General features: G+C 58.7%; 19 protein-coding genes. 8 read left to right on the forward strand and 11 right to left on the reverse strand.

The window, feature by feature from the left end; translation table 11 throughout:
- Positions 1-153: 153 nt before the first annotated feature.
- Entirely contained in the window at positions 154-738 is a 585-nt protein-coding gene (locus QZ613_RS05990; RefSeq protein WP_291981782.1) for a thermonuclease family protein, read from the forward strand.
- Between the two features lie 4 nt (positions 739-742).
- On the opposite strand, the gene QZ613_RS05995 is transcribed toward QZ613_RS05990, so the two are convergent.
- Positions 743-955, reverse strand: coding sequence for a hypothetical protein (locus QZ613_RS05995; RefSeq protein WP_291981784.1), 213 nt, complete (start codon positions 953-955; stop codon positions 743-745).
- 80 nt (positions 956-1,035) lie between these two features.
- Here QZ613_RS05995 and QZ613_RS06000 point away from each other — a divergent pair, with 80 nt between their 5' ends.
- Positions 1,036-1,542, forward strand: coding sequence for a helix-turn-helix transcriptional regulator (locus QZ613_RS06000; RefSeq protein WP_291981786.1), 507 nt, complete (start codon positions 1,036-1,038; stop codon positions 1,540-1,542).
- A gap of 69 nt (positions 1,543-1,611) precedes the next feature.
- Here the strand turns inward: QZ613_RS06000 and QZ613_RS06005 are convergent, their stop codons facing one another.
- The gene (locus QZ613_RS06005) at positions 1,612-2,100 is read right to left on the reverse strand and encodes a hypothetical protein (RefSeq protein ID WP_291981788.1); all 489 of its coding nucleotides are present in this window, start codon (positions 2,098-2,100) and stop codon (positions 1,612-1,614) included.
- A gap of 89 nt (positions 2,101-2,189) precedes the next feature.
- Here QZ613_RS06005 and QZ613_RS06010 point away from each other — a divergent pair, with 89 nt between their 5' ends.
- From QZ613_RS06010 to QZ613_RS06035, 6 genes are read left to right on the forward strand one after another with little or no spacing between them, the layout of a single operon-like run.
- Positions 2,190-5,687 (forward strand): helicase-related protein, encoded by a 3,498-nt coding sequence (locus QZ613_RS06010; protein WP_291981790.1) that lies wholly within the window; start codon positions 2,190-2,192, stop codon positions 5,685-5,687.
- The gene (locus QZ613_RS06015; protein WP_291981792.1) at positions 5,684-7,069 is read left to right on the forward strand and encodes an AAA family ATPase; all 1,386 of its coding nucleotides are present in this window, start codon (positions 5,684-5,686) and stop codon (positions 7,067-7,069) included. The genes QZ613_RS06010 and QZ613_RS06015 overlap by 4 nt, the downstream gene beginning before the upstream one ends.
- Positions 7,066-7,917: a hypothetical protein gene (locus QZ613_RS06020; RefSeq protein WP_291981794.1), complete on the forward strand. Its 852-nt coding sequence runs from the start codon at positions 7,066-7,068 to the stop codon at positions 7,915-7,917. The genes QZ613_RS06015 and QZ613_RS06020 overlap by 4 nt, the downstream gene beginning before the upstream one ends.
- Positions 7,918-7,929: 12 nt before the next feature.
- On the forward strand, positions 7,930-10,839 hold the full coding sequence (locus QZ613_RS06025; protein WP_291981796.1) for a DUF1156 domain-containing protein: 2,910 nt from the start codon (positions 7,930-7,932) through the stop codon (positions 10,837-10,839).
- Positions 10,840-10,851: 12 nt separating this feature from the next.
- Positions 10,852-11,862 carry a DUF932 domain-containing protein gene (locus tag QZ613_RS06030; protein WP_291981798.1) on the forward strand — a complete coding sequence of 337 codons (1,011 nt, stop codon included), beginning with the start codon at positions 10,852-10,854 and terminating at the stop codon, positions 11,860-11,862.
- A gap of 19 nt (positions 11,863-11,881) precedes the next feature.
- Positions 11,882-14,695 carry a DUF499 domain-containing protein gene (locus QZ613_RS06035; RefSeq protein ID WP_291981800.1) on the forward strand — a complete coding sequence of 938 codons (2,814 nt, stop codon included), beginning with the start codon at positions 11,882-11,884 and terminating at the stop codon, positions 14,693-14,695.
- A gap of 825 nt (positions 14,696-15,520) precedes the next feature.
- On the opposite strand, the gene QZ613_RS06040 is transcribed toward QZ613_RS06035, so the two are convergent.
- The 9 genes from QZ613_RS06040 to QZ613_RS06080 all read right to left on the reverse strand — a co-directional run bounded on the left by QZ613_RS06040 (position 15,521) and on the right by QZ613_RS06080 (position 23,993).
- Entirely contained in the window at positions 15,521-15,730 is a 210-nt protein-coding gene (locus tag QZ613_RS06040; RefSeq protein ID WP_291981802.1) for a hypothetical protein, read from the reverse strand.
- Positions 15,727-16,290, reverse strand: a complete 564-nt coding sequence (locus QZ613_RS06045; protein ID WP_291981804.1) for a hypothetical protein — start codon at positions 16,288-16,290, stop codon at positions 15,727-15,729. Before QZ613_RS06045 ends, QZ613_RS06040 begins: the two co-directional genes overlap by 4 nt.
- 23 nt (positions 16,291-16,313) lie before the next feature.
- The gene (locus QZ613_RS06050; protein WP_291981806.1) at positions 16,314-16,925 is read right to left on the reverse strand and encodes a hypothetical protein; all 612 of its coding nucleotides are present in this window, start codon (positions 16,923-16,925) and stop codon (positions 16,314-16,316) included.
- Positions 16,922-19,450, reverse strand: coding sequence for a DUF3987 domain-containing protein (locus tag QZ613_RS06055; RefSeq protein WP_291981808.1), 2,529 nt, complete (start codon positions 19,448-19,450; stop codon positions 16,922-16,924). Before QZ613_RS06055 ends, QZ613_RS06050 begins: the two co-directional genes overlap by 4 nt.
- A gap of 142 nt (positions 19,451-19,592) precedes the next feature.
- Positions 19,593-19,979, reverse strand: coding sequence for a hypothetical protein (locus QZ613_RS06060; protein WP_291981810.1), 387 nt, complete (start codon positions 19,977-19,979; stop codon positions 19,593-19,595).
- Between the two features lie 118 nt (positions 19,980-20,097).
- Positions 20,098-21,936, reverse strand: coding sequence for a hypothetical protein (locus QZ613_RS06065; protein WP_291981812.1), 1,839 nt, complete (start codon positions 21,934-21,936; stop codon positions 20,098-20,100).
- Positions 21,937-22,033: 97 nt separating this feature from the next.
- Positions 22,034-22,342: a HigA family addiction module antitoxin gene (locus tag QZ613_RS06070; protein ID WP_366144429.1), complete on the reverse strand. Its 309-nt coding sequence runs from the start codon at positions 22,340-22,342 to the stop codon at positions 22,034-22,036.
- Complete coding sequence (locus QZ613_RS06075; RefSeq protein ID WP_291981814.1) at positions 22,329-22,607, reverse strand: type II toxin-antitoxin system RelE/ParE family toxin; 279 nt, start codon at positions 22,605-22,607, stop codon at positions 22,329-22,331. The genes QZ613_RS06070 and QZ613_RS06075 overlap by 14 nt, the downstream gene beginning before the upstream one ends.
- 18 nt (positions 22,608-22,625) lie before the next feature.
- The gene (locus QZ613_RS06080; protein ID WP_291981816.1) at positions 22,626-23,993 is read right to left on the reverse strand and encodes a site-specific integrase; all 1,368 of its coding nucleotides are present in this window, start codon (positions 23,991-23,993) and stop codon (positions 22,626-22,628) included.
- Positions 23,994-24,082 lie beyond the last annotated feature (89 nt).

A 24,082-nucleotide genomic window follows, 5' to 3' on the forward strand; every position in this document is an offset into this window, starting at 1 on the left:
CCCCGGCCGATAGGCCGAAGCAGTCACTTAGAGAAACGAGCCGAGTAGAATGGTGGCATGACACGCTCAGAACTGATAGCTCGCTTTGCTGCACGTAACCGCCCACTCCCAGCCAACGTTGCGGCGCCGCCCGTGAAGATGATCTAGGGCCGGATGACCGAAGCGCTGGCCAAAGGGATATGCGATGGCAGTGGCCTCCTCGCGAATCGTGTGGGAGTGGTGGTGCGCCTTCGATATCTCCTGCTCCCTCTGATTCTTTTGGCCAGCGCGGTAGCTGGCGCCGAAACCCTGACAGGAACCGTCGTGGCCGTGGCAGATGGCGATACGGTTACCGTACTGGATGCCAATCACCAACAGCACAAGATCAGGCTGGCAGGCATCGACGCTCCGGAGAAGGCCCAGCCGTTCGGGCAACGATCGAAGCAAACCATGTCAGCGCTCTTGTTCGGCAAACAGGTCGACGTGAGATGGGTGAAGCGCGACCGCTACCGGCGCATCGTGGGCAAGGTCATGGTGCAACCTGCCGATTGTCGGACCTGCCCGAAGACGCTGGACGCTGGCCTCGCGCAGATCACGATGGGGCTCGCATGGTGGTATAAAAAATACGCGAAGGATCAAGCGGCAGAGGATGCTGGACGCTACGAATTTGCAGAGCATGAGGCCCGCGCGAAGAGCGCAGGGTTGTGGGCTGATCGTCAGCCGACACCGCCTTGGGCCTGGCGAAAGAGCAAACGTTGATGACTCAGAAACAGTAGCCAGCGACGATCGACGAGGCCGTTGGCGTGGTGATCGCCACACTCTCGGACGATGACAATGCGAAGATTACGACTATGCCGAATTCTGATGTCATCGGCTGCGCTTCGGCTTGGGGACGTGGATTCGGAACAATCTCGGCTTTTGAATGGGCAACGATCGGCCGATGCAGGCCATTCGTGAACGCGACCAGTCGATTCATCCCGACGACGCGTCAATGGCGATCGTTGATGCTGTCTGCTCTCGCTTTTCGGCCTGAGGACCGCCGACTTTGAAGGAAGAATGATGGTCAAGAAGTTGGCCGATGGGGGCTCACTACCAGGTGGAGCGACGTCAGATCAGGTGGACGACCACCCTCCAATTCCTGAAGTCGAAACAGGTGCGCTTGCGGCCCGTTTGAAGCGGCTCATCGGCGACCGCTCCGTGGCGTTCTTTGCCAGAAAGTGCGGCCTCGCGGAGTCCGTGCTCCGGATGTACCTTAACCACGGACGAATGCCCGCGCTTGACAAGGCCTTGGCCATCGCCGCCGCCGGGGGCGTTACCATTGACTGGCTCGCGACAGGGCGCGGCCGACCTATCGCGGCTCACGAAGTAGGAGCTTCTGCCACTGCCTCTGGCAACACCGACGATGCCGAAGGGCCACAGCCACCGGCACTCGACACGGTCGTCCTCGAAGGTATCCTGAAGGCCGTCCTCGAAGCCCAGGGCGATCGCGCGACACCGGAACACCTTGCTGCCTTGTCCGTCGACCTCTATCAGCGCGCTGTGCGTACGGGCCAGTCTGAATAGACTCTCCTGGCCTCTGGCCCGTTGTTGTCTGCACCCGCGTGTCATCAACAACACATCGTTCTGTTTCGATCAAGACGCAATCTTGAGCTGATAGAACAGCGGCAGCAGTGCCCTCTCGTCCGATCGACATTGGCCAGCTCCCGGCAAACACGCGCTGCTCGGGAGTTGGCCCCAAAGCCGACGTTCGTTCGGCTCGATCACTCGGAAGCCGCCATTGGATGCGCGGTCACGAAGAAAAGCGTTGGGCGCGGGGGGACCCATCCCGTGTTGCTGACCCATCTGGTGCACCATCTGCCCCCACAGCTGATCAGCTCGTGCGATGCGAGATTTATCTTCGTCAGCCGTCGTTTGATGAACCAAGACTTTCCGTAAACCAAAGATCACGGATAGCATAGTCGCATTGCACAGACTCTGTCGCCGAAGGAAAATGCTAAGCTTGCTTGGAAGTAAGAAGACCACGAAAAAAGTGCATTGCCGATAAATCTCGAACAACTTCAGCGTACCGCGGCTGTCAGTGGGCACGGCTCCATCGCGAATATGATTGCGGTGATGTTCCATGACCATCGTGGGCGGGTGGGTATCGAGATTTCTTAGCTGTACGTATGGATTGTCGATAGCAAGCCCTCCACCAAGACCAAAAAGAAGAAATGATTACCCTCGATACCATCACCCCTGGTCTTGCGCTCACTGGTCTTGACCCCAATGGCATCAGGACGGTCATTGCCGTGGTGCCGATTGCTGACGGCGCGGTGCAAGTCATCTATCGCACGTCCGATGGTGGCGTCAAAGAGCGCCTGCTCAATCGAGCCGATGAAGCCACTCTGTCGATTGCCACCGTTGAGGGCCCCTGGTCATTCGATGGCGATGGCGAAGCGTTCAAGCTCACCGTGGAGGCCAAGCGCATCGACCTCGCGTTTCTATTCGACCCGATGATGGCCGTCCACACCTCGAATGTGGAGCCGCTACCACATCAAATCACTGCGGTTTACGAGGCCATGCTGCCACGCCAGCCCTTGCGCTTTGTGCTTGCGGACGACCCCGGCGCGGGTAAGACCATCATGGCCGGGCTGTATATCCGCGAACTCATCATGCGCGCCGACGCCAGGCGTATCGTCATCGTTGCCCCCGGTAGTTTGGTCGATCAGTGGCGCGAGGAGATGTTCGAGAAGTTTGGCCTGGAATTCCGTGTCTTCACCCGAGACCTGGAAGCTGCCACGCCAAGTGGTAATCCGTTTGAAGACATTGACCACCTCATCGTTCGCCTTGACCAGATGGCGCGTAACGAAGAACTACGAGAGAAGCTCTGCGCGGCGGGTTGGGATCTCGTGGTATTTGACGAAGCACACAAGCTCGCCGCCCACTTCTACGGCAACAAGTTGGAGAAGACCGGCCGCTTCCGATTGGCCGAAAAGCTCGGGGCACAGACGCGTCACCTGCTACTGATGACGGCCACGCCGCACAACGGCAAGGAGCAGGACTTCCAGCTGTTCCTCTCCCTGCTCGACTCCGACCGTTTCTATGGAAAGTTTCGCGACGGCGTCCACAAGGTGGATTGCTCCGATCTCATCCGCCGCATGGTGAAGGAAAAACTGGTCAAGTTCGACGGGACTCCGCTGTTCCCCGAGCGCCGCGCCTACACGGTCAATTACCAGCTTTCCGATCTTGAGTCCGCGCTTTACGAAGCTGTCACCGACTATGTGAAGACCGAAATGGGCAAGGCCGACCAGCTCGACGGCAAGCGCAAAGGCGCGGTTGGCTTTGCGCTTGCCGCCCTCCAGCGCCGTCTCGCCTCCAGCCCAGAAGCCATCTTCCAGTCCCTCAAGCGCCGCCGCGAACGTCTCGAACGTCGCCTGCGTAATGAGCGCGTGGGCGTGTGTGATCAGCCCATTCTCGCCGAGGTTCCCGACGACGACGACGACCTCAACGCCGAGGAGCAGGAGAGCCTGGAAGAAACGTTGGTGGATCAGACCACAGCGTCGCGCAGTATCGCCGAACTCGAAGGCGAGATCATCATCCTGCAATCTCTCGAACAACAGGCTAGCGCGCTGGTCGCGTCCGGCAAAGATCGCAAGTGGGACGAACTCTCACGCATCCTGCAAAACGAAACACAGATGCGTGATGCGGGAGGGCGGATGCGCAAGATCATTGTCTTCAGCGAGCACCGCGACACCCTGAACTACCTGCAAGAAAAGATCGCCGGTGTATTGGGCAGCCATGACGCCATCGTCGTCATTCATGGTGGAGTGCACCGCGATGACCGGCGAAAGACGCAGGCTCTGTTTCGATCCGACCCCGACATCCGCGTGCTGGTGGCCACCGATGCCGCCGGTGAAGGCATCAACCTGCAAAACGCCAATCTGATGGTGAACTACGATTTGCCGTGGAACCCCAACCGCCTCGAACAACGCTTCGGGCGTATCCACCGCATCGGGCAACAAGAGGTTTGCCACCTCTGGAACCTTGTCGCCAAGGAAACCCGAGAGGGCGATGTCTATTTCCGCCTGCTTGAAAAGCTTCAGGTTGTCAGCGAGGCGCTACATGGCCAAGTTTTTAATGTCCTTGGTGAAGTGTTCGAAGGCAACAGTCTCAAGGACATGCTACTGGAGGCCATCCGCTACGGTGACCAACCAGATGTACGTGCTCGCCTTAATCAGACCATCGACAACGTCCTTGACCGCGAATACCTAATGACCATCCTCAACCGAGACGCGCTGGCTCAGGAAAGTCTCAGCCCCGAGCGCCTGTTTACGGTAAAGGAAGAAATGGAAAAGGCGGAGGCCCGCCGCCTTCAGCCTTATTTTGTTCGTTCCTTCTTCATGAAAGGCTTTGAGTCGCTCGGCGGTTCTATTTACCCGCGTGAGTCCGAGCGTTTCGAGATCACTCATGTACCCGCCGAGTTGCGCGAGCGTGATCGCCTCATCACCGGGCGCAACCGACGCGAACTCGCGCCCGTCCTGCGCCGCTACGAGCGGGTGTGCTTCACCAAGGCTGCCGTGCGCCCGACCGACCGCGCCGGTCTCGCCTTCGCCAACATGATTCACCCCGGACACCCGCTGATGCTCGCCCTCAGCGACGTCCTGCTCGAGCAGCACGCCAATCTGCTTCGCCAGGGCACGTTGTTGGTTGATCCGGCGGATGAAGGCGATCAGCCTTCCTTACTCTTCCTCCTCACCCACGAAGTGAAATCGGGCGATGGCCAGGTCATTTCCAAGCGCCTGCAATTCATCCGCGTGCTGCCCGACGCCAGCGCCACGTTTGCCGGTTGGGCGCCGCACCTCGATCTCGAACCGCTCGCGGTTGTCGACCGCCCGCTATTGGCCGGAACGCTCGCTGCGCCCTGGTTGAGCGCTGGGCTGGAAAATCGTGCCCTCGCGCTTGCTGCTCAGACCCTCGTTCCTGAGCACTTCAGCGAAATCGCCGGGCGCCGCATCGCTCACGTGGACAAGACCCTCGCTGCCGTCCATGAGCGGCTGACCAAAGAGATCGATTACTGGTCCGACCGTTTCATCAAGCTATCCGACGACAAAGCCGCAGGCAAAGACGTGCGGCTCAATCTGGAAAACGTCCGCCGCATCCTCAGTGACCTCGAAGCCCGGTTGGAGATTCGCAAGAAAGAACTACAGTCCATGCGCCATGTCACTTCGGCCACGCCGGTTGTACTCAGCGGGGCGCTGGTCATACCGGCGGGCTTACTGCGGCGGTTGCGCGGCGACGTTGTCCCGGTTGGCGCAATATTCTCCGCGGACCCCGAGGCACGCTCGCGTATCGAGCAACTGGCCATGAACGCAGTGCGTCGCGCCGAAGAGGAACGTGGCTGCCGTGTGGTCGATGTCTCCGCCCAGAAATGTGGCTGGGACATTACTTCCTATGCGCCAGCGCCGAATGGCCGCTTGCCCGAAGCTCGCCACATCGAAGTCAAAGGCCGCGTCAAAGGCGCAATTACGGTCACGGTGACCAAGAACGAAATTTTTGAAAGCTGGAATCAGGGCAACAAGTATCACCTCGCCATCGTCTTTGTCGGCGATGACGACTCCGTCGACGGCCCGCACTACGTGCAGCATCCCTTCAAGGAAGAACCCGGCTGGGGCGTGTCATCCGTCAACTACGACCTTAAGGCACTTTTGCAGAAGGCACAGACACCATGAGCGAGCCAACCCACCTCCTGCGAATCGATCGTCTGCGGCTCAAGAACTTCCGCTGCTTTGCTGCCTGCGAGGTCAACCTGCACCCCACGCTTACGATTCTTGTCGCCGAGAACGCACAGGGGAAAACGGCGCTGCTTGATGCGCTGCGTCTGGCTCTCCAAGAATTTGTGACCACGGTCGACCGAGGCAAGCAACCTCGCGGGTTTGAGCGGAGCGATGTTCATCTGAAGCGCGGAGTTCAGGATGAGATGGAGTCACAGCTTCCAACCGAGTTCCAAGTTGATGGTCAGGTCGATGGAGAGCCTGTTTCCTGGAGTCGTGTTCTCGGTAAGGATAGTTTTCACGCCAGAACATCGACCAAGGGTACCAAGCACGTCCGACGGGTTGCCACGCGTCTAGCTGACCGATCGGACGCAAACAACGGCGATCCGTCCGACGACCAGCCCACGGTCTTGCCTGTTGTCGCCTACTACGGAACAGGGCGGCTCTACGACGAGCAGCGCCTTACCGAAGGCAAGCGTTGGCTGGCTGAGGCCAGTCCTGCCCGTGCGTCAGCCTATCTGGATTGTCTCTCGCCCCCGTCTTCTTACAAATCGTTCTCCGCTTGGTTCGGTCAGAAGTGGGATCAGGTCAGTGACCCTCGCTTTCGTGCCGTTGGATTTGATGCACGGCCAGAAAACCACGTCACGGCTGTTCGTGATGCCGTCAGCACTGTGCTCGAACCCACCGGCTGGACAACTATAGTGTGGGAACCTGCGAGGCCATATCACGACGGTCGAACTCCTCGGCCGGGCTATATCGCGCTGGAACATCCTCAGAAAGGACGCCTTCCGTTGACGCGCCTCAGCGACGGCGTGCGAAACATGGTAGCCCTCGTCGGAGATCTCGCTCATCGATGTGTTCGGCTGAATCCATTTTTTGGCGAGCATGCAGCGAAAAAAACGCCGGGAATTGTCCTTATCGACGAATTGGAAATGCACCTACACCCGCTTTGGCAACAACTCATCCTTGCGACGCTTCAGACGGCCTTCCCCCACGTTCAGTTCGTCGGGACCACGCACAGCCCTCAGGTTGTCACTACAGTTCGGAGCGAGTGTCTGCGCATCCTGAAAGACGGCAACATCTTCGCTGCCCCAGCTGGAACGGACGGTGCAGAGGCACAGAGGATTCTGGAGAGTGTTTTTCAAGTATCGACGCGTCCAGATACCGAGATGGCGCGAATGCTGGATAAGTATCTCCGCATGATCGACCTTCGCAAATGGGAGACTCCGGAGGCATTGGCGCTTCGTGCCAGGCTAGACAAGTGGAGCCAGGGGCAGGAACCGCGCTTGTTAGACGCGGACCTGCAAATCGAAAATATCAAGTGGGAGGAGGGCAAGTGAAGCGTTGCGCGAAGTTCGAAGAACCACCTTCCCTAACCACCTACAGAGGGGCGAAACCTGAGGGTACGTGGGATGAAATGCGGGACGACCCGTTCCATGGTGGTCAACAAGCAGCGCGGGACACCAAGGCAACTCTCGTGCGTGGGCAGCGGTGCCTTTGCGCGTTTTGTGAGGTACAGATCGCAAGTGACTGCTCCCCCTCTGCCATTGAGAGTCGAAAATCTGAGCAGCGAGTCGAGCATTTCCATCCGAAATCAGACACGGTTAGCCCGCTAAACTGGAATCTTCACTGGCCTAATCTATGGGCGGTATGCCTTGGTGGTAGCAAACAGGATAAAGAAGAGCAGGAGGAAGTCCTCTTTCCGCTTCCTGAAAACCTGAGTTGTGACGCGTTCAAAGGCTATTTGATTGAAAAAGGAATCATCCCTGAGTCGCCCGAGGGTTGGGTTCTCGCCCCAAACGAGTTACCTACGTTTCCCCTGCTTTTCAAATTTGCACCTGATGGTACGCCGGAACCCCATCTCGAAAATTGTGCCGCCACTATCATTCCGAATCATCGTTACGCCGATAGCGCAGAGTTCGTGGCGAAAACAATCGAGCACCTAAACTTAGGATGTTTTCGCCTGAACCAGGCTCGGCGTATTGTCCGTGCTCAACTTGAAAAGCAAATAAAAACCGCACGAGAACGTTCGCCGGGCGCATCGCCGGATGATGTTCTACTCTCCTTAGCCCGCCGACTTCTCTCCTCCAATGTGGAGTCCCCGTGGCCACAGTTCTTTTCACTGCTTCGTTGGAAGCTCGGGGCGGCGGCAGAACGACACCTCCAAGAAATTCAGTTTACCGGCTAGGCTCTCATTTCCATGTCCGACTTTCCCATTAAATCCCCCCGCAAGCTTATCGAAGTCACCCTCCCGCTAGATGCAATCAATGCGGCGTGCGCCTACGAGAAAATGCCAGGTATCGGAGCGCATCCTCGTGGGATTCATCTTTGGTGGGCGCGGCGACCGCTGGCAGCAGCGAGGGCTATTCTATTTGCGCAGCTAGTCAACGATCCCGGCTCGAACATTGGCAGAGGTTTCAAATATGGGACGAACAAGAAGGAAGCTGCCATCGAGCGGAAGCGCCTGTTCAAAATCATCGAAGACCTCGTGCTTTGGGAGAACAGCACCAATGAGGATGTGCTGGAGCGCGCTCGCGCCGAGATTCGCCGTTCATGGCGCGAGGTTTGTGGACTCAACAAGGACCACCCGCAGGCCACTGACCTGTTCAATCCAGATAAACTCCGAGCCTTTCACGATCCATTTGCGGGCGGCGGGGCTATCCCGCTCGAAGCGCAACGGCTCGGGCTGGAATCTTATGCTACTGACCTGAACCCTGTGGCGGTGCTAGTCAACAAGGCGATGATCGAAATCCCGCCTAAGTTCTCCGGGCGCGCCCCCGTCGGGCGAGAGGTGGATGCAAAAAAAGGCGGGAAACTTGGCCTCACGCGATCTTGGCCGGGCGCCACGGGACTTGCGGATGATGTGCGTCGCTACGGAGCGTGGATTCGAGCAGAAGCCCACAAACGCATTGGTCACCATTATCCGGACGTAGAAATAACCGTCGCGATGGCAAAGGAACGACCGGACCTAAAAGCGCTGGTCGGCAAGAAAGCCGCCGTGATCGCATGGCTTTGGGCGCGAACGGTCAAAAGTCCAAACCCCGCTTTCTCTCACACAGATGTCCCGCTCGCCTCAACCTTTATTCTTTCGAATAAAAAAGGCAAGGAAGCCTACGTGAAACCCGTTGTCGATGGCGATAAATTTATCTTCACGGTAGAAGTAGGCACACCACCTCATGATGCGGCAGCAGGCACAAAGGCAAAAGGTGCAAATTTCAGGTGTCTTATTTCAGGTACGCCAATCGCTGCGGAATACATCAGGAAAGAAGCCACAAATGGGCGTATGGGGCAGCGTTTGATGAGTATTGTTGCCGAAGGAAGGCGCGGTCGGATTTACCTTCCCCCCGATCAAGAAAGCGAAAGTGTAGCCCGTTCAGCAATGCCGGATTGGAAACCGGAAATAGAGTTCTTTCAGCAGGCCCTAGGATTCCGGGTTGGCAATTATGGCATGTCAAAGTGGTCTGAGCTTTTCACACCGCGACAATTGGTGGCATTAACAACACTTACTGATCTTGTTGTCGAGGCGCGCGAGCATATTCGTCAAGATGCTATCGCAAATGGACTCCCTGACGACGGGAAGAAACTCGACGCTGGTGGCGTAGGGGCGATCGCCTACGCAGAAGCGGTGAGCGTATATCTCGCTTTTGCTGTTGATCGCTGCGCGGACTTCTCCAATACGCTGACGCGCTGGGTGCCAGGGAATCAAAAGGTAATGAACTTATTTGGTAAACAAACTGTTTCGATGACGTGGGATTACCCCGAGGCTGCCATACTTGCAGATACAGTTGGTGGGTTCGCTCCCGCATCGGAATACATCGCAGATTGCATTGAGAAACTGTCACCATCTGCCTGTGGTTTTTCGACACAGGCAGACGCGCAGACTCAAGTGGTGTCACGGCAGAAGGTGGTTTCTACCGACCCCCCTTATTATGACAACATCGGCTACGCTGATTTGTCCGATTTTTTCTACATTTGGCTGCGTCGCTCATTGCGTTCAGTCTTTCCCTCGACACTAGCTACTATGACGGTGCCAAAAGCCGAAGAGCTGGTGGCGACACCGATCCGTCACGGCTCCAAAGATGAAGCCAAACTGTTTTTCTTGGACGGGATGACCAAAGTCATTAGCAATCTGTCGGACCAAGCCCATCCGGAGGGTCCCATCACAATCTATTACGCTTTCAAGCAATCAGAAACGAACGATTCGGCGGAGACCTCATCTACAGGATGGGAGACATTTCTAAGCGCAGTGTTAAAAAGCGGTTTTGCTATTGTTGGAACCTGGCCGTTACGCAGCGAGCAAGAGTTCCGAATGCGTGGAATGGGTTCAAACGCCCTAGCATCCAGCATAGTACTCGTCTGTCGCAAACGCCCCGCGGACACACCCTCCGTTTCCCGGCGTGAGTTCATTCGCGAGCTGAACGGTGTGCTGCCCGAGGCGCTCGACGAGATGACCAAAGGTTCGGGCGACGAGCGTTCGCCCGTGGCTCCGGTGGACCTTTCTCAGGCCATTATTGGGCCAGGCATGGCAGTCTTCTCCAAATACGCCGCTGTGCTGGAAGCCGACGGCTCGCCCATGAGCGTCCGTACCGCCCTCCAACTCATTAACCGCTTCCTTGCCGAAGACGACTTCGATGCCGACACTCAGTTCTGCTTGCACTGGTTCGAGCAACACGGCTGGACGGGAAGCGTCTTTGGCGAAGCCGACGTGCTGGCCCGATCCAAATCCACCAGTGTGGACGCCATGAAGCAAGCCGGGGTGCTGCAAAGCGGCAGCGGCAAAGTGCGCCTGCTAAAGTGGGCCGAATACCCTGCCGACTGGGACCCGCGCACCGATACCCGCACGCCAGTCTGGGAAGCCCTGCACCAGCTCATCCGTGCGCTGAAACTAGGCGGCGAGTCCGCCTCCGGTGTGCTCCTCGCCGCTCTCGGTGGCAAAGCCGAAGCGGTGCGTCAACTCGCCTACCGGCTCTACACCCTGTGCGAGCGCCTCGGCCAAGCCGAAGACGCCCGCGCCTACAACGAGCTCATCACCAGTTGGAGCAGCATCGAATTTGCGGCCAACAGCGTGCCTAAACCTGCTGACCGGCAAGGGATACTCTTTGAAAGATAGAAGGCCCAACACGTGAATCTGTTGCTTACCCAAGAAGTGCTCGAACCGGTTTCAGAAGATCCACTAGAGCTCACCAATGAAACGGTGCGCTGGCGTGCACGCGACGCCACGTTCCTGGCCGGGAAATGGGACGCCTTGTCGAAGCGCATACCACGCTTCGTCCTCGAGGATTTCAAGGCTACCGCTGATGGCCCTGCCAACCCGCACATCCGAGCAGTGGTCAGAGTGCCGGTGTCGGTGACCGAGCAGCGGATACCCGTGGGTGTGGTGTCAAACACCTACGGCCTGACGCAGCATGCTGACGTGGTGGAAATGTGTCTGAAAGGCATTCGAGCGCATGACATCGACCCGAGCATGTTGCGGTGCGAAGTGGGTCTTACGCCGCTCGGCGAATGGATGAATTTTCGCGCCTATTTTCCTGACAGTTTTTCACATAAGCCGGGCGACGGGAATAAGTTGGCCCTTCGACTGGAGTGTTTCAATTCCGTGGATGGCTCAAGTCGCTTGTTGATCTTGTTCGGGTGGTTCCGCTTTGTGTGCGCCAATGGCCTGGTCATCGGCGAGACCAAAGCCGCGCTACGAGATATTCACGACGAGAACTTGAACCTAGACGTGATTCCAAAAATCATTTCGGAAGGATTGGAGAAGGTCAAAGCCGATCTGGACCGTTTGGTGCAATGGGAGCGATCGCCGATCGAATTGGCAAAATTTGAAGGCTGGGTCGATGAACACTTGGCCGAGCGGTGGGGAAAGAAGGCTGCCTGCCGCACCCTGCACGTCTGCCGCATTGGCGCGGATGTGGAGTTGCTAGACCTGTTCGCTGGTGGCAAGCCGAGTGAAAAGCCAGTCAAGCTGCTCAACACCGTCCCCGGTGCGGCCAAGCCCGCCAAGAACCTTTATGACGTTTGTCAAGCGCTTTCATGGATCGCTATGCAGCGAAATAGCGCAGACGAACGCTTGGAGTGGCAGGGGCATATTCCGGGACTCATTGAGAATCTGTGGTCTCACTTAGAAGCTGCGTAACCGCAATGGAATTTCAACCATGAGCCTGAAACCCTGGCGCGAAGTTATCGTGCCCCATCCCGACGTGCTGAACGGCACGTTCCAGCAATCCCAGTTTGCTGCCGACCTGACCGCCGTGCGAACCGGCAGAGCGACTTCGGAATACGGCGACGCAAAGTCTTTTTACGAGCGCACCTTCATCACTGAAGGTATGGGTAAGCTGCTCACCCAGGTGGCGCAGCGGCTCAATGGCAAGGGCGGCGAGCCGGTCATCCAGTTGCAGACGTCCTTCGGCGGCGGCAAGACTCACACCATGCTGGCGGTGTATCACTTGGCGAGTCGCCAGTGTGCGCTGGGCGACCTGTTCGGTATTCCGGCGCTGCTGGATCATGCGGGGGTAATGGATGTACCGATGTCCAAGGTGGCGGTGCTGGATGGCTCCGCCCATGCCCCTGGCCAAGCGTGGCAGCGAGGCAAGCAGGCCATTCGGACGCTGTGGGGCGAAATGGCCTGGCAACTGAGGGGGGCGGAAGGGTTTGCGCTGGTGAACGATGCCGATGCCAACGGCACTTCGCCGGGCAAGGATGTGCTGTGCACGCTGCTTACCAAGTGTGCGCCCTGCGTGGTGCTGATGGATGAACTGGTCGTGTACATCCGCCAATTCGTGGAGAGCCAGGCACTCAGCGGCGGTACCTACGATAGCAATCTGTCCTTCATTCAATCGCTGACCGAGGCGGCCAAGCTGGTGCCGAATGTAGTGGTGCTGGCCTCCTTACCGGACTCTAACAGCCAGGCTGGCGGGCCGCGTGGCGTAGCGGCGTTGCAGTCGCTGGAAGCGGTCTTCAATCGAGTGCAGGCGCTGTGGAAAACGGTGGCACCCGAGGAGGCATTCGAGATCGTCCGGCGACGCTTGTTCGAGCCGATTCGCGACGCTAAGGAGCGTGATCTGGTCTGTCGGGCGTTTGCTGATGCCTATGTGGATGAGGGTGCCAAGGTGCCGCAGGAAACACAGGAAGCCCGTTACTTCGACCGGATGCTGCAGAGTTATCCCATCCACCCGGAAGTGTTCACTCAACTCTACGAAGAGTGGACGACCATTGAGGGTTTCCAGCGCACGCGCGGCGTGTTGAAGCTGATGGCCAAGGTTATCTACCGGCTATGGCAGGACAACAACAAGGATCTGATGATTCTGCCCGGCAGTCTGCCGCTCTACGATGGCAGTGCGCGCAGCGAACTTGTCTACTATCTTGGGCCGGGTTGGGACCCGGTGATCGACCGCGACATTGATGGCGAGCGGGCCGAGACCACCGTACTGGAAACGAAGGAGGCACGCTTTGGTTCGGTACAGGCGGCCCGCCGTGTGGCGCGTACCGTGTTCTTGGGCAGCGCCCCCTCGTCCGTGACCACCAGGCCCGGCATACGCGGCCCCGACCGGGCGCGGGTGCTGCTGGGCTGCCTTCAGCCGGGACAAACGTCTTCTCTGTATTCCGATGCGTTGAACCGGCTTGCGGATCGACTGCACTACCTGAACTCGTCGGGCGACAAGTCGCAGGAGGCGACTCGCTATTGGTTCGACACCCGCGCCAACCTGCGGCGCGAAATGGAAGAGCGCAAGAAGCGGTTTGAAGACGGCGTAGTGCGGGGACGCATGGCCGAAATCCTCAAGCGCCTCACCAGCAACAACTCGTTTTGTGATGGCACACATATCTTTACCCCGCACAGCGATGTGCCGGATGACAGTGCCTTGCGCCTCATTGTGTTGCCGCCCGAGCAGTTCTTCTCGCGTGAAGAGTCTCGCGCCGCGTTCGTTGGTGTGCTTGCTCATGTCAGGAACCACGGCACCACGCTCCGGTATCGCGGTAACCGATTGCTCTTCCTCGCGCCGGATCACGGCGCGCTGACACGACTGCGGGATTGCATCCGCGTGGCCCTAGCCTGGAACTCCATAGTAGAAGATGTCGCGGCACTGCGACTGACGCTGGACAATCTTCAAACGCAACAGGCAAAGAAGGAACTGGTCACGGCGGAGGATGTGCAGCCGCGTGTGGCGCGGGAGTGCTACAAGTGGTTGCTATGCCCGGGGCAGGACACGCCGACCGCAAAACCGTCGGTGGAAGTTTTCCCGCTCAATACCGGCGGCGCGGCGCTGGGGCCAGAGATTGAGCGCGTGTGCATCGACAACGTGCTGGTGATTACGACCTGGTCGCCGATTCATCTGCGGGCGGAGTTGAAGAAACTCTACTGGAAGGCAGATAAGTCGGCCATTAGCGGAATGGCCTTCTGGGAAGACACCCTGCGTTACCTCTATTTGCCACGCTTGAAGGATCGCCAAGTGCTGGAGCAAGCCATTGTCAAAGGCACAGGCAGCCGAGATTTCTTTGGTACCGCCTACAGCCAGCATGAAGGCAAGTTCGACGGCTTTAAATTCGGCGATGCCAACGTGCAACTGGACGATACTCTGCTGTTGATTGAGCCCGATGTCGCCAAGGCGTATGAGGCGGCGATTCCACCGGTCATCCCGCCCGACCCAACGCCGCCAGGGCCTGGCCCGCAATCTCCCGGCCCGACACCGCTCGGAGATTCGCAGTCAGCACAGACGCCCCCCGGACCTGCGCCGACGCCCAAGCCCCGCGCATTTCACGGCAACGTCACTATCAATTCGGCGACCGCAAGAATGCGTTTGGTTCAAGTGGCAGAGGAAATTATCGCGGTACTGGCTGCGGACCCCAATGCGGAGATCAAGGTCACACTGGAAATTGAAGTGGCCTTCCCATCCGGTGCGTCAGATCAAACAAAGCGGGCTGTCACGGAGAACGCCAACATGCTGGGCTTCAACAATGCGGATTGGGAGTGACGGCGTGACGAGTGGTCACGCCTTGATGCTTGAAGCCCGGTTGGCAATGTTGAATTTGCGGATTGGAAGACCTTCACGCTCATTTTCAACGGTACTTACCAATGATTTTCAAACCGAATGGTTCCAGACGCTGCGTAGGAACCGGTCAATCTGGAATACTTATTGCGGATAGACGAAAGGCAGCTTCCGCATGTTCGGCATTTCTGGCGAAGGTCCGCTTCCATTTTCCGTCACCGGCGGGTACGGTCCTATGTCGGCAAACGATCGAAAGCCCGGTTTGCGTTCGCATCCGCATGGCCGTCCATCCAAAACCTACCAAGCGATTTGCGTGACCGTCAGCAATGACCTACACGCAGAAGTCCTTCTATGGCTGGCGAGCTGTCACTCCAGCATCGATAACTAGGGAAGGAGCGTGCTGGACAAACGCCTGGCGCAGCGTTTTTGCCGCCAAGCGCTACTGCGGAAATGCCGACATCGACCTTCTGACTCTCCGCCGACTTCATTGCTTCCGCCTCGACTTTCCATTTGATACTTTGACCGCCACACAACTCAACGAATCGAGCAGTCCACGTAGCGGATTGGTCTTCTGATCGTTGTCGCGCTCGTACAGTCCAAGGTGCTTCATGGCCTTTTCCAGCCCGTCAGTCTTGCTCCAGAAGCGATACTTGATGACTTTGTTCTGGTCGATCTCGAACGAAGCAACGGAGCTCTTGTATCCGGGTCCAGCTCGTGCGGAAACTTGAACCCGGTTTTTTTCAATCCCACAACGAGGCAATGTCCGTTGTCTGCTCGGCGATCTGCGTCGGTCGGTGGCTGACACGCGCCTTACGGGGTGCGCTTCAACGTTTCGGCTTGTTCGCGCAGCACGTGCGCCACGTCACGCAGCATGGCCCGGTGGCCGCCCTTGAAACCGCGCGTCGCGGATCGTGCCTTACCTTCTTCGGACTTTGGCCCGGTCGATTTTTCCCAAGGTTTCCAGCGCCGGATCAACTCCGCGCGCAGCGCCCGATGTTCGGGCGTCCGAAAGTAGCTCATGGGTTTTCTCCTGATAGTTGGGTTGGCTTGGTTTTCTTTCCGCGCGCCCGCGAGGGTGCCGCCGCGGCGTTGTTGATCTGCTGCGGCCCGGTCGTCACGTTGGCCTGCTTGGCGTAGACAATCGGCGGGTTCTTGATCGCAACCAGCGTTTCCAGCGTCGCCCGACACTGACTCTGCGCTTTTAGTGCCAGGCGCATCGCTGTTTCTTGTTGTGGCAGCATTCCGGCTTTCATGCTCGACTCGACCAGCCGTGCAAACAACGTTTGCAGCGCCGTGGCCTGATTCATCAGCATCGATTCCGTTCGTGACAGATCGCCGCAATGCACAGCTGCCGCCTCGTTTCGCAATTGCTCCAGTATCGTTGGCACGTCGATATGGTCGCCAACTGATGTAGTTGCTTCAGCGGCACCAATTACCCTGTACGCCGCCAACTCGGGCGAGGTAGTCAAGCGCGCCATATTGCACTTGCTTTCGTCACCGCTTGAACGGGCTTCGCAAGGCGTGTTCTCGCGAGGTGCTTCGTCTGCCTTGGATGTCGCCCGTATCTTCGTCTTGTTCATCGTCGTGCTTTCCGCTGTCATGTTCACGTCGCCCTCGTCAGACAATTGGTGGTCGGCGAATAGCCGGCGCAGCGATGCAGTATGTCAGGTACTGGTCGGTAGCCTCGGGGCGCAGATACCACGCCACCGGGCTTGGCGACGCTGCACACGCCAGACCGAAGGTTTTCGCACTGCGTACAGAATCGCCGGTCGTCAAGGCCGTCTCCTACAGCGCGACGCGCACGGCCAAGGTAGTACGCACGCGCCTCGCTGTCTTGCTTGCATCTGATCAGCACGTCGGTAGCGATCGCATGGTCGGTTTCGCCGATGTCGGCCAGCCACCCGACAACGGCGCTTTCTTGGTGGCAAGTGATCGGCGCCGCACCTTCCTCAAGTTCTGCCACGAACGTTTCAGCCGCCAGTGCGTCTGGATAGCTGGCGAGAACTTCGGCATGACTCGCAGCGGGCGATACAGACACTTCCAACGAGTCGCGGTCCGCGAAGTGGACCAGCCAGCGCCACGAGGTGATCTCTGAGGAAATGGGGCATTTAAGCGCTGTGGGCGAACTGCATAAACTGCGTAAAGTACTTTTTGCAGTTTGTGCAGTTGCCTCCGTTGGCGTTTTCTGCCTGAGAAGTGCGAGGTAGTCGGTCATGGCTTCGCCGCCGGAGACGCGGCGTAGACCGGATCGCCAGGCCTGCCACCGTTCGACACGCCACCTTCCTGTATTTCGATCAGCCAGCCAAACTCGAACAGCAGACGGCACGCTTTCTTGACGGCTTCGCGGTCGGCCAGCCCATGCCATCCCTTGCGCGAGATTTCCCAAGCCTTGAAGGTGTCGGGCAATTCGCCGCGCCGCATCCGTGCGAGCAGCAGGTCGGCCGCTCCCGTTTCGGGGTGCTCCGCCGCGTGATAGACGCGCTGCGCGTGAGGCGTCAGGTAGTCAATCCACGCCAACGCCTTGAGAATGGTTCGCTCGGATACCTCCGTACCAGCAGGGTCATCGGCAACGTGTATGATCAGCGCCAGTTTCCCGACAAGCCCAGGGTATTTCCCGAAGTGCGCCGATACTGGTCCGCTCTCGTCGGCCGATGCCTCGACAGATCGGCGATTCTGCATGAAGTTGACGTACCACTCGTTGAAATGGCCTTGCGCTTCGCCGGAGAGACGAACAAATGGCGGGTCGTTGCCGAAGCCGTCGGTCTGGCCCATGGCGATCGGGTCAAAGCTATCTGCCCGCTCAAACAGGGCGTCCACCGCGGTGCGTGCGTCGCGATTCGGGAATCGATCGACAAGCGCAAACGGTTCAGAATCCGGCCAGACGATCAGTTGGAATCGTTGCAGCAGGCCATCCGCCCGTTCGCCTGAATATGCGCTGCGCACGTAGCGCGATAGCGGCCCAGGCTGCATTCCGCCGGCAACGGAAAGCGCGAACTTTGGCAGCGCCGTCGTGCCCCTGCTGATTGAGTCGAATCGGTATCCCTCGTTGCCGGACCACCCCGACAGGTACAGGCCCCGCAACGTCGCGTTACGATCGTCTTCCAACTTGACCAGCAGCGACGACAGCTCGTCGCGCTCAACCAGTAGTCCATGCGGATTCTCGGCCAGCATCACGCCAAGCTTTTCGGCCGTCGGCTCGCTTGTCCAGTAGGCCCGCGCAACAGGCGCTGCAGGCAGTTCCTCATCACCCAGATCGACTGCGGTGCTGGAGTCCTTCGCCAGTGCTTCGACGACTTTCTTCCGCTTTGCATCCTTGCGCAACTTGAATGCTTCCGCCTTAAGGTCGTGTTCGGCCCGTTGTTGCCGGTGCAGATCGTCGGCCGCGACTTGCAGCTTCTTGAACGGTCGCATGGCTGCACGTTCCGCAGGCGACTTTAGCGCAGACGGCGGGCCAATCATTGCAGCCCAGACGTTAGCGTACTCCGTCCAGTCGTCGCAGCGCTTCAGGCGAATACCGATCTTTCTGCCGATGACGCTGCCAAGAGCGGCCATGATCGCCACCGCGGCGAAGTCCGGCCGAAATCGTGCTCGTTCCGAGGCATCTCGAACGTAATCCACCAGATCATCGGGCAGCAAATCCAGCGGGAAGTCTGGCACCTTCGGAAGTCTTGGCAGCGGTTGCGGTTCAGGCCATGCAGGGCTGGCAGAATCAGCCGCTGGCCTGCTTTTCCCTCCCACCTGATCCTCTGCCCTTGCCAGCGTCGCTGCGCCGGATATGGAGCGCTTTACGGCTTCCAATCCGCATAGCAGCGCCATGTCGTTGAAGTCTTTCGCGCCGTCTGGTCGGTCAGTGCCGAAGTCGGGGATTGCCAGCGTGCCGCCGACGGATCGCGCCGCCTCTATCGCGTGAGGATCAGGCTCGCCGGTCGCCTTGAGGAGATCAGCACCAATGACCAACGGCCTCGTCGGGTAGCGTTCGCGCATGATTGTCGCCATCGCGATTAGGTTGCCGGAGGAGAGTGCCGCGATACTCAGGTAGCCATTCGCCTCCTTCCCGGACAGCGTCGTCGCTACCCCCTCGAATATTTGCAGCGGCTCCGGCCCGTCGGTATCTGGCAGTGACTGTGCCGCCCAATATCCACCTATCTTCGCGCCACCATAAAGGGCCGACTTGTGCCCGTCGCTGTCGATCAGCTCTAGCGTCGACAGGGTCGCTCCGACTTTGACAGGCGCCACCAGCAAACGCCCGGTCAGCGGTGCGCCCTTCGATTTCGGCGAGTAGTCCAGGATCGCGGCGGCCTCAGCGACATCGATTTCGCGCAGGGTCGCTACCGGCGAAACACCCTTGCGTTTCAAATATGGATTGGCGGCGGTTGCCGTCGTCGCTGCCCTCCAGATCGCGGCTGAATTTTTGGTGGCTTCGGCCTGTCGCCGCGCTTCGTCGGTTTCGCGTTCGCGTCGCGTGGCTTCGACCTTTGCCCGGTGCGTGGTTTCTTCTACGGGCGTCAGTGAGCGGCCAATGTCGGCCCGCCAGGATTGCGTCAGGCCTGTGCGCCAGTCGCCGAAGCTGCCGCATGGTACGCCGTCGCCGTGTAATAAATACCAGCCGGCATCATCATTGCGCCGGCCGTTGCTGGCGAAGCGCCGCAGTTTGCCGTCTGCCTCAATGCGGTCCGGCGGCGTCAGGCCCGATGCCTGGATCGCATCGCGGAATTGCTCGATAGGATTGTCCATCATCATGCCGGCACCTCGCTATCAAGGAATCCAGGCGCCGACCATTCAGGCGTGCACATCGTGTGCAGCGATTCGGGGCAAGGGACTTGCGGTGTATAATTGCGCTTGCTTGGGGCGCTCTCGAATGCTGTTTGGTTCGGGGGCGTTTTCAATTCGCCACCTCGCCGGAAGACAGAGCCTTATCAGCGTCGGCGGTGGAATTGGCTGTAGCCAGTCGCTTTGCTTTGGCGGCGACTTTGCGCGCGATGTGTTTGGGGAGCTTTGCAGGGTCTGCGGCTGCCTTGCGTTCGTGATGCGCTCTTATCGCCGCCGCGTCAGGCTTGACTGGCTCGCCGTGTAGTATTCGACAGGCTTCGTCAAGATCCCAGAGAAGCCGGCCGTTTGGTAGTTTGGTCGGCACCATGCCCATCCATTGCCCAAAAAGGCAATACGATCGGCGGGGAGTTTGTGCCTTTGCGTTGAACAGCGCGGCTACTGTCTCAGTACTCCCTTTTGCGCCGGGTCGGATATAAGTTGCGGGGTAGTTTGATTGCATGGCGTTTTCCTCATTCGAAAAACGTCTTTCTACCCTGCTGAATAAATGTCAATGCATAGATGTGAAGAATAATCATAGCTATGACTCTAGCTATGATCTATGGAGGATTTATGTATGACTAGCTCACGAGCCGATTTTTGGTTCGCCAAGCAGAAATCACGTTTTTTACAACATCAAGATGCACAGACTTTTTTTCATCGCGTTGAGTCTTCCAACATAGTTCCGTGCTGTTGCCTTCGTTCAGAATGGTTCCGTTGCTATCATTTCTCTTGAGCCATCGAATAGCCTCGATAGCTGTCGGCTGCCTGCCGTAAGTTCTGCAAATCTCAGGCCACGCATCGTACAAGGCAATCTGCCAACCTACGTGCGGACGATAATTGTTTTCGCGACCGTTGGAAGGTTCGGCGTGGATCGACTGTTTCTCATCCAACCCTCGCTGCTCCTTGTCAGCGGGCTTCGCGCTCCCGGCTACGGCCTGTCGAAAAGCGTTCGGCACGCAGAATGGGTGGACTCCTGCGCACAAGGTATCGACGAACAGTAGGAGCTGACAGGGTGTACAAGGGAAAAGAAGGGGAGACGTATCGTTGTCACGAAGCATGGGAGGTTGCCACCCTCTGGGCGCAGAAATGAGTGCTTGCTCATCCCATTTCACAAAACGGATACCGGATTCCTCTACGTAATAGTGCGCGTACTTTCCTAATCCAACGCCGCTAAGCTCGATCCAATCCCCTGCTTGGAGACAAGGAGCGCGCGCCAGTTCGATGCACCTTTCGTCCGACACATTGACGGTACGCTTCCCTGTCGGGTACAAGGAAGCAAGAACTGCCAGTCCCATGTGCTCGTGATAGCTGGAGGGCTCCAATTCATCCCACGCAGACTCATCGCTTTCGTCGTACATCCTCGTCTCTGGTTTTTCGCCAAGGACGGGGGGAGTAATAGCGGCCAGTGGGAGTCCCTCGAAGCCCTCCATAATTATCTCTCGCGTTTCTGGCGAGGAAATCAGAGGCGAAAATTTCAGTGTCAGGTCGCCGGGGCGCGCGTGAAGCAAGGTGAAGCGCGGAGGTGAATAGCCTCTGCGGAATTCCCGCTCGAACTCATCTCGCCAGAGGAACACTCCTACTGGGAGCAGCTTTGTCGACTCGGTCAGCCAAATCGGGCGAGTTAGCTTACTGTCATCGCTCATAGCATTGAGTCTACTGTCGAGCCCTTGCAAGTGATCGTCAACAACATCCCACTCGCTAGGCAAGACCTGAGAATATCCCCCATCCGCCAGCAGTTGATAGGCATATACTCCCTCAAAGCGATTCATTGAATCCGCGTGTGCGAGCGATTTTGCAACCACATCGGGCGACATCCACCTACCGGTCACGAGCGGAATAGCGCGCACCGGAATAGCTTCACGGCCACGAATGAAAACGACGACGCTCGTGTTTCCCGGTCCCGAATAGCGGGGCTCGGACCGAGCTTTTCCTCGACCCGATACTGTCAGTATGGAGTCGGTAGTCGATCGGTTTTCTGTCGCCACATCATTGGGTTCAATCCATCCGCGCTCATCAATCCAGCCAACGCGAGATATTGAAAACTCGTCACCTCGCTCACGAGCCCATTCGTTCAGACTGCTGAGCGTCGTATAGATGCACAGTGCGTGCGTCATGCTCAGGTCGACGTCGGTTGAACTAGGGCCGCTCAAGACCTCGCTATATGTGCCGTCGTCGTTGGCTCTTTGGATAACCTCGTTGAATGTCCCTGGCTTACCGTCTTGGTCCGTGACTACTAGTTGTCCCTCTCGCGCGTCGCTTACAACCCACTCCAGTAGCTTGCGGAATTTCCCTTGATAGGTGGGCTTGTGAAACGGGGTATCTCCAGCAGTCGCGGCCGCCCGAGCTACGGCCTCGGCGATGGCGACGAGCGGCAACACGTCAAGACTCGGGGCGGCCAGTCTCAGCTCGTACTGCATTTCGCGTTCCTTCTTTGCGCTCCTTCAAATAGGGTGCCGCGCCAGCCGGGGAAGGTGCCCGGTTTTCTCCCCGTCGGGATAGGCGCGGCAAACTCGGTCAGGCGGCGAGTCGTGCGACCGGGGCGCGTTCCTTGGCACGTTCACCTGCGGTCCACAAGTCGCGTTGCGCCTGCAGGCGCAGCCAGTAACCGGGCGACGTGCCCAAGGCTTCGTGCAAGCGCAGGTCCATGTCGGCAGTGATGGCCGCGTGGCCGTGCAGGATACGAGACAGCATGACGCGGCTGATGCCCACGTGTGCAGCGAACGCAGTCACGCTCATGTCGAGGTCGTCCAGCCAGCCGGCGAGCAGGTCGCCGGGGGGCGCGGGGTTGTGCATGTCCATGTGTCGGGCCTCAGTGATAGTCAATGTAGTCGAGTAGCTCCACGTCCGTTCCGTCGAACCGGAAAACCAGCCGCCAATTCGCCTGAACCGTCATCGCATGAAAGCCGGCGAGCTTGCCGGACAGGCCATGCAGGCGCCAGGAAGGGCGGGCCAAGTCTTCAGGCGCGGCGGCGGCGTGCAGGGCGGCCAGCATTTCCCGTAGGCGCTTGGCGTGAATCGGCTGAATGCCGGCTTGCGTGCCAGCGCGGAAGAACGCTTCCAGCCCTTTGTGGCGGAACGAAGTAATCATAGTATGTATATCGCCGCTTTACAAGCTGTTCCGCACGACACGCAATCCCACGTCGGATTCGCCGGGCTGCTCGATACCCGCTTCGGTGAGAATCCAGGCCTCTATGGTCGTGTGCCACTTGCGCAGCAGGTCGAGCGGGCGCTTCAGGTAATGCTTCTCTGCAATGGCGGTCGGCTTATGACCCATGATTTGCGCGCTTATGCCGGCGGGGCACTCCACCCATTCCGACAGGGTGGCGAACGAACGGCGCAGGCCGTGAATAGTAAGGTCCGGCAGACCGGCGGCGGTCAGGGCCTTGTTGTGCTGAATGCGCGGCTCCTGAAGCCTACCAGACGCGGCGGTGGGGCTACTGAATACCCACTCATTGCGGCGGGGCAAGGCGGTCAGCAGCGAGGCGACAAAGGGCGTCAAGGGTATGGTGCGCTTGCCGTCGACCTTGTCACCGATGGTCAGGGATTTCCACTGGAAGTCGACATCTTCCCACCGGATGCCCGCTACTTCTTCCCGACGCGCGCCAGCTAGCAGCGTCGTTTGCAGATAGGCAGCAATGACGGGGTTTTGTATCTGGCGAACGGCAGCGAACCACGCCGACAACTGCTCGCGCTGCAAGCAATCATCCTTGGCAATCTTCTTTGGCAGCTCGTTTTTAGCCATACGACTGCCACAGGCGTCGACGTGCGCCTGATCGCGGTACTCGGGGCGATCGCTGCACCAGTTCAGGAAGGCGCGCAGCAGACGGAAAGCAAGCGCTGCTTGTGTTGGCCGTTTGGCGGCCTCGTCTTTCAGCCAGGCTCGCACGCAGTCGGCGGTTATCCGTTCCAGGGGGCGATTCAGCAGGGCGAGCAGCGCGCCGGGCATCGTCGTGTCGCCCTCGCCAGGCCGGCGGCCTCGGGTCTTGGGTTTCCCGCCAGGATCGACAAGTCGCTGATGGTCAAGCAATGTGCGTTCGCCCCACCGCTTGCCACCGACGCCGGCCCTCGGTCGCTTCGCGTCAATGTAGCTTTGCCAGGCTTCGAGGGCCGGCGCCTCGATACGCTGGGCCTCAACTCGTTTGACTTCGTCCTCGGCGCGCTTGGCCTCGGCGGCGGCTATCCGGTCGAGCTTCTCTTGGCGCGGGTCAATGCCCTGGTCAATCAGCGTTTGCAGGCGGCGGGCTTCGTCGCGGGCGGCGGATAGCGTCCACGTCCTCGGGTCGCCAATCGTCAGCCGTATGGTGGCACCAGACTCAAGACGGCTTTGCAGAACGTAGCGTTTCGAGCCTCCGGCAGATGCCTTCAGGCCAAGCCCGCTTGCGCTGGTGTCCCACAGAAACTCGGCCTGCTTGCCTTCCTCGCAGCAGAAAGCCGCGACTCTGCCAGCCGTGAAGTTCACCTTGTTGTCGCTCATGTCTGCCCCCGTTTTCAGCCTGCCAGTTGATTCTGGTAAGCACACAGTAAGCAGATTATAGGCATGCGCTTCAACGTCGTGCAACGTCT

Source organism: Candidatus Accumulibacter sp. ACC005 (assembly GCF_907163215.1).
Lineage (GTDB): Bacteria > Pseudomonadota > Gammaproteobacteria > Burkholderiales > Rhodocyclaceae > Accumulibacter > Accumulibacter regalis.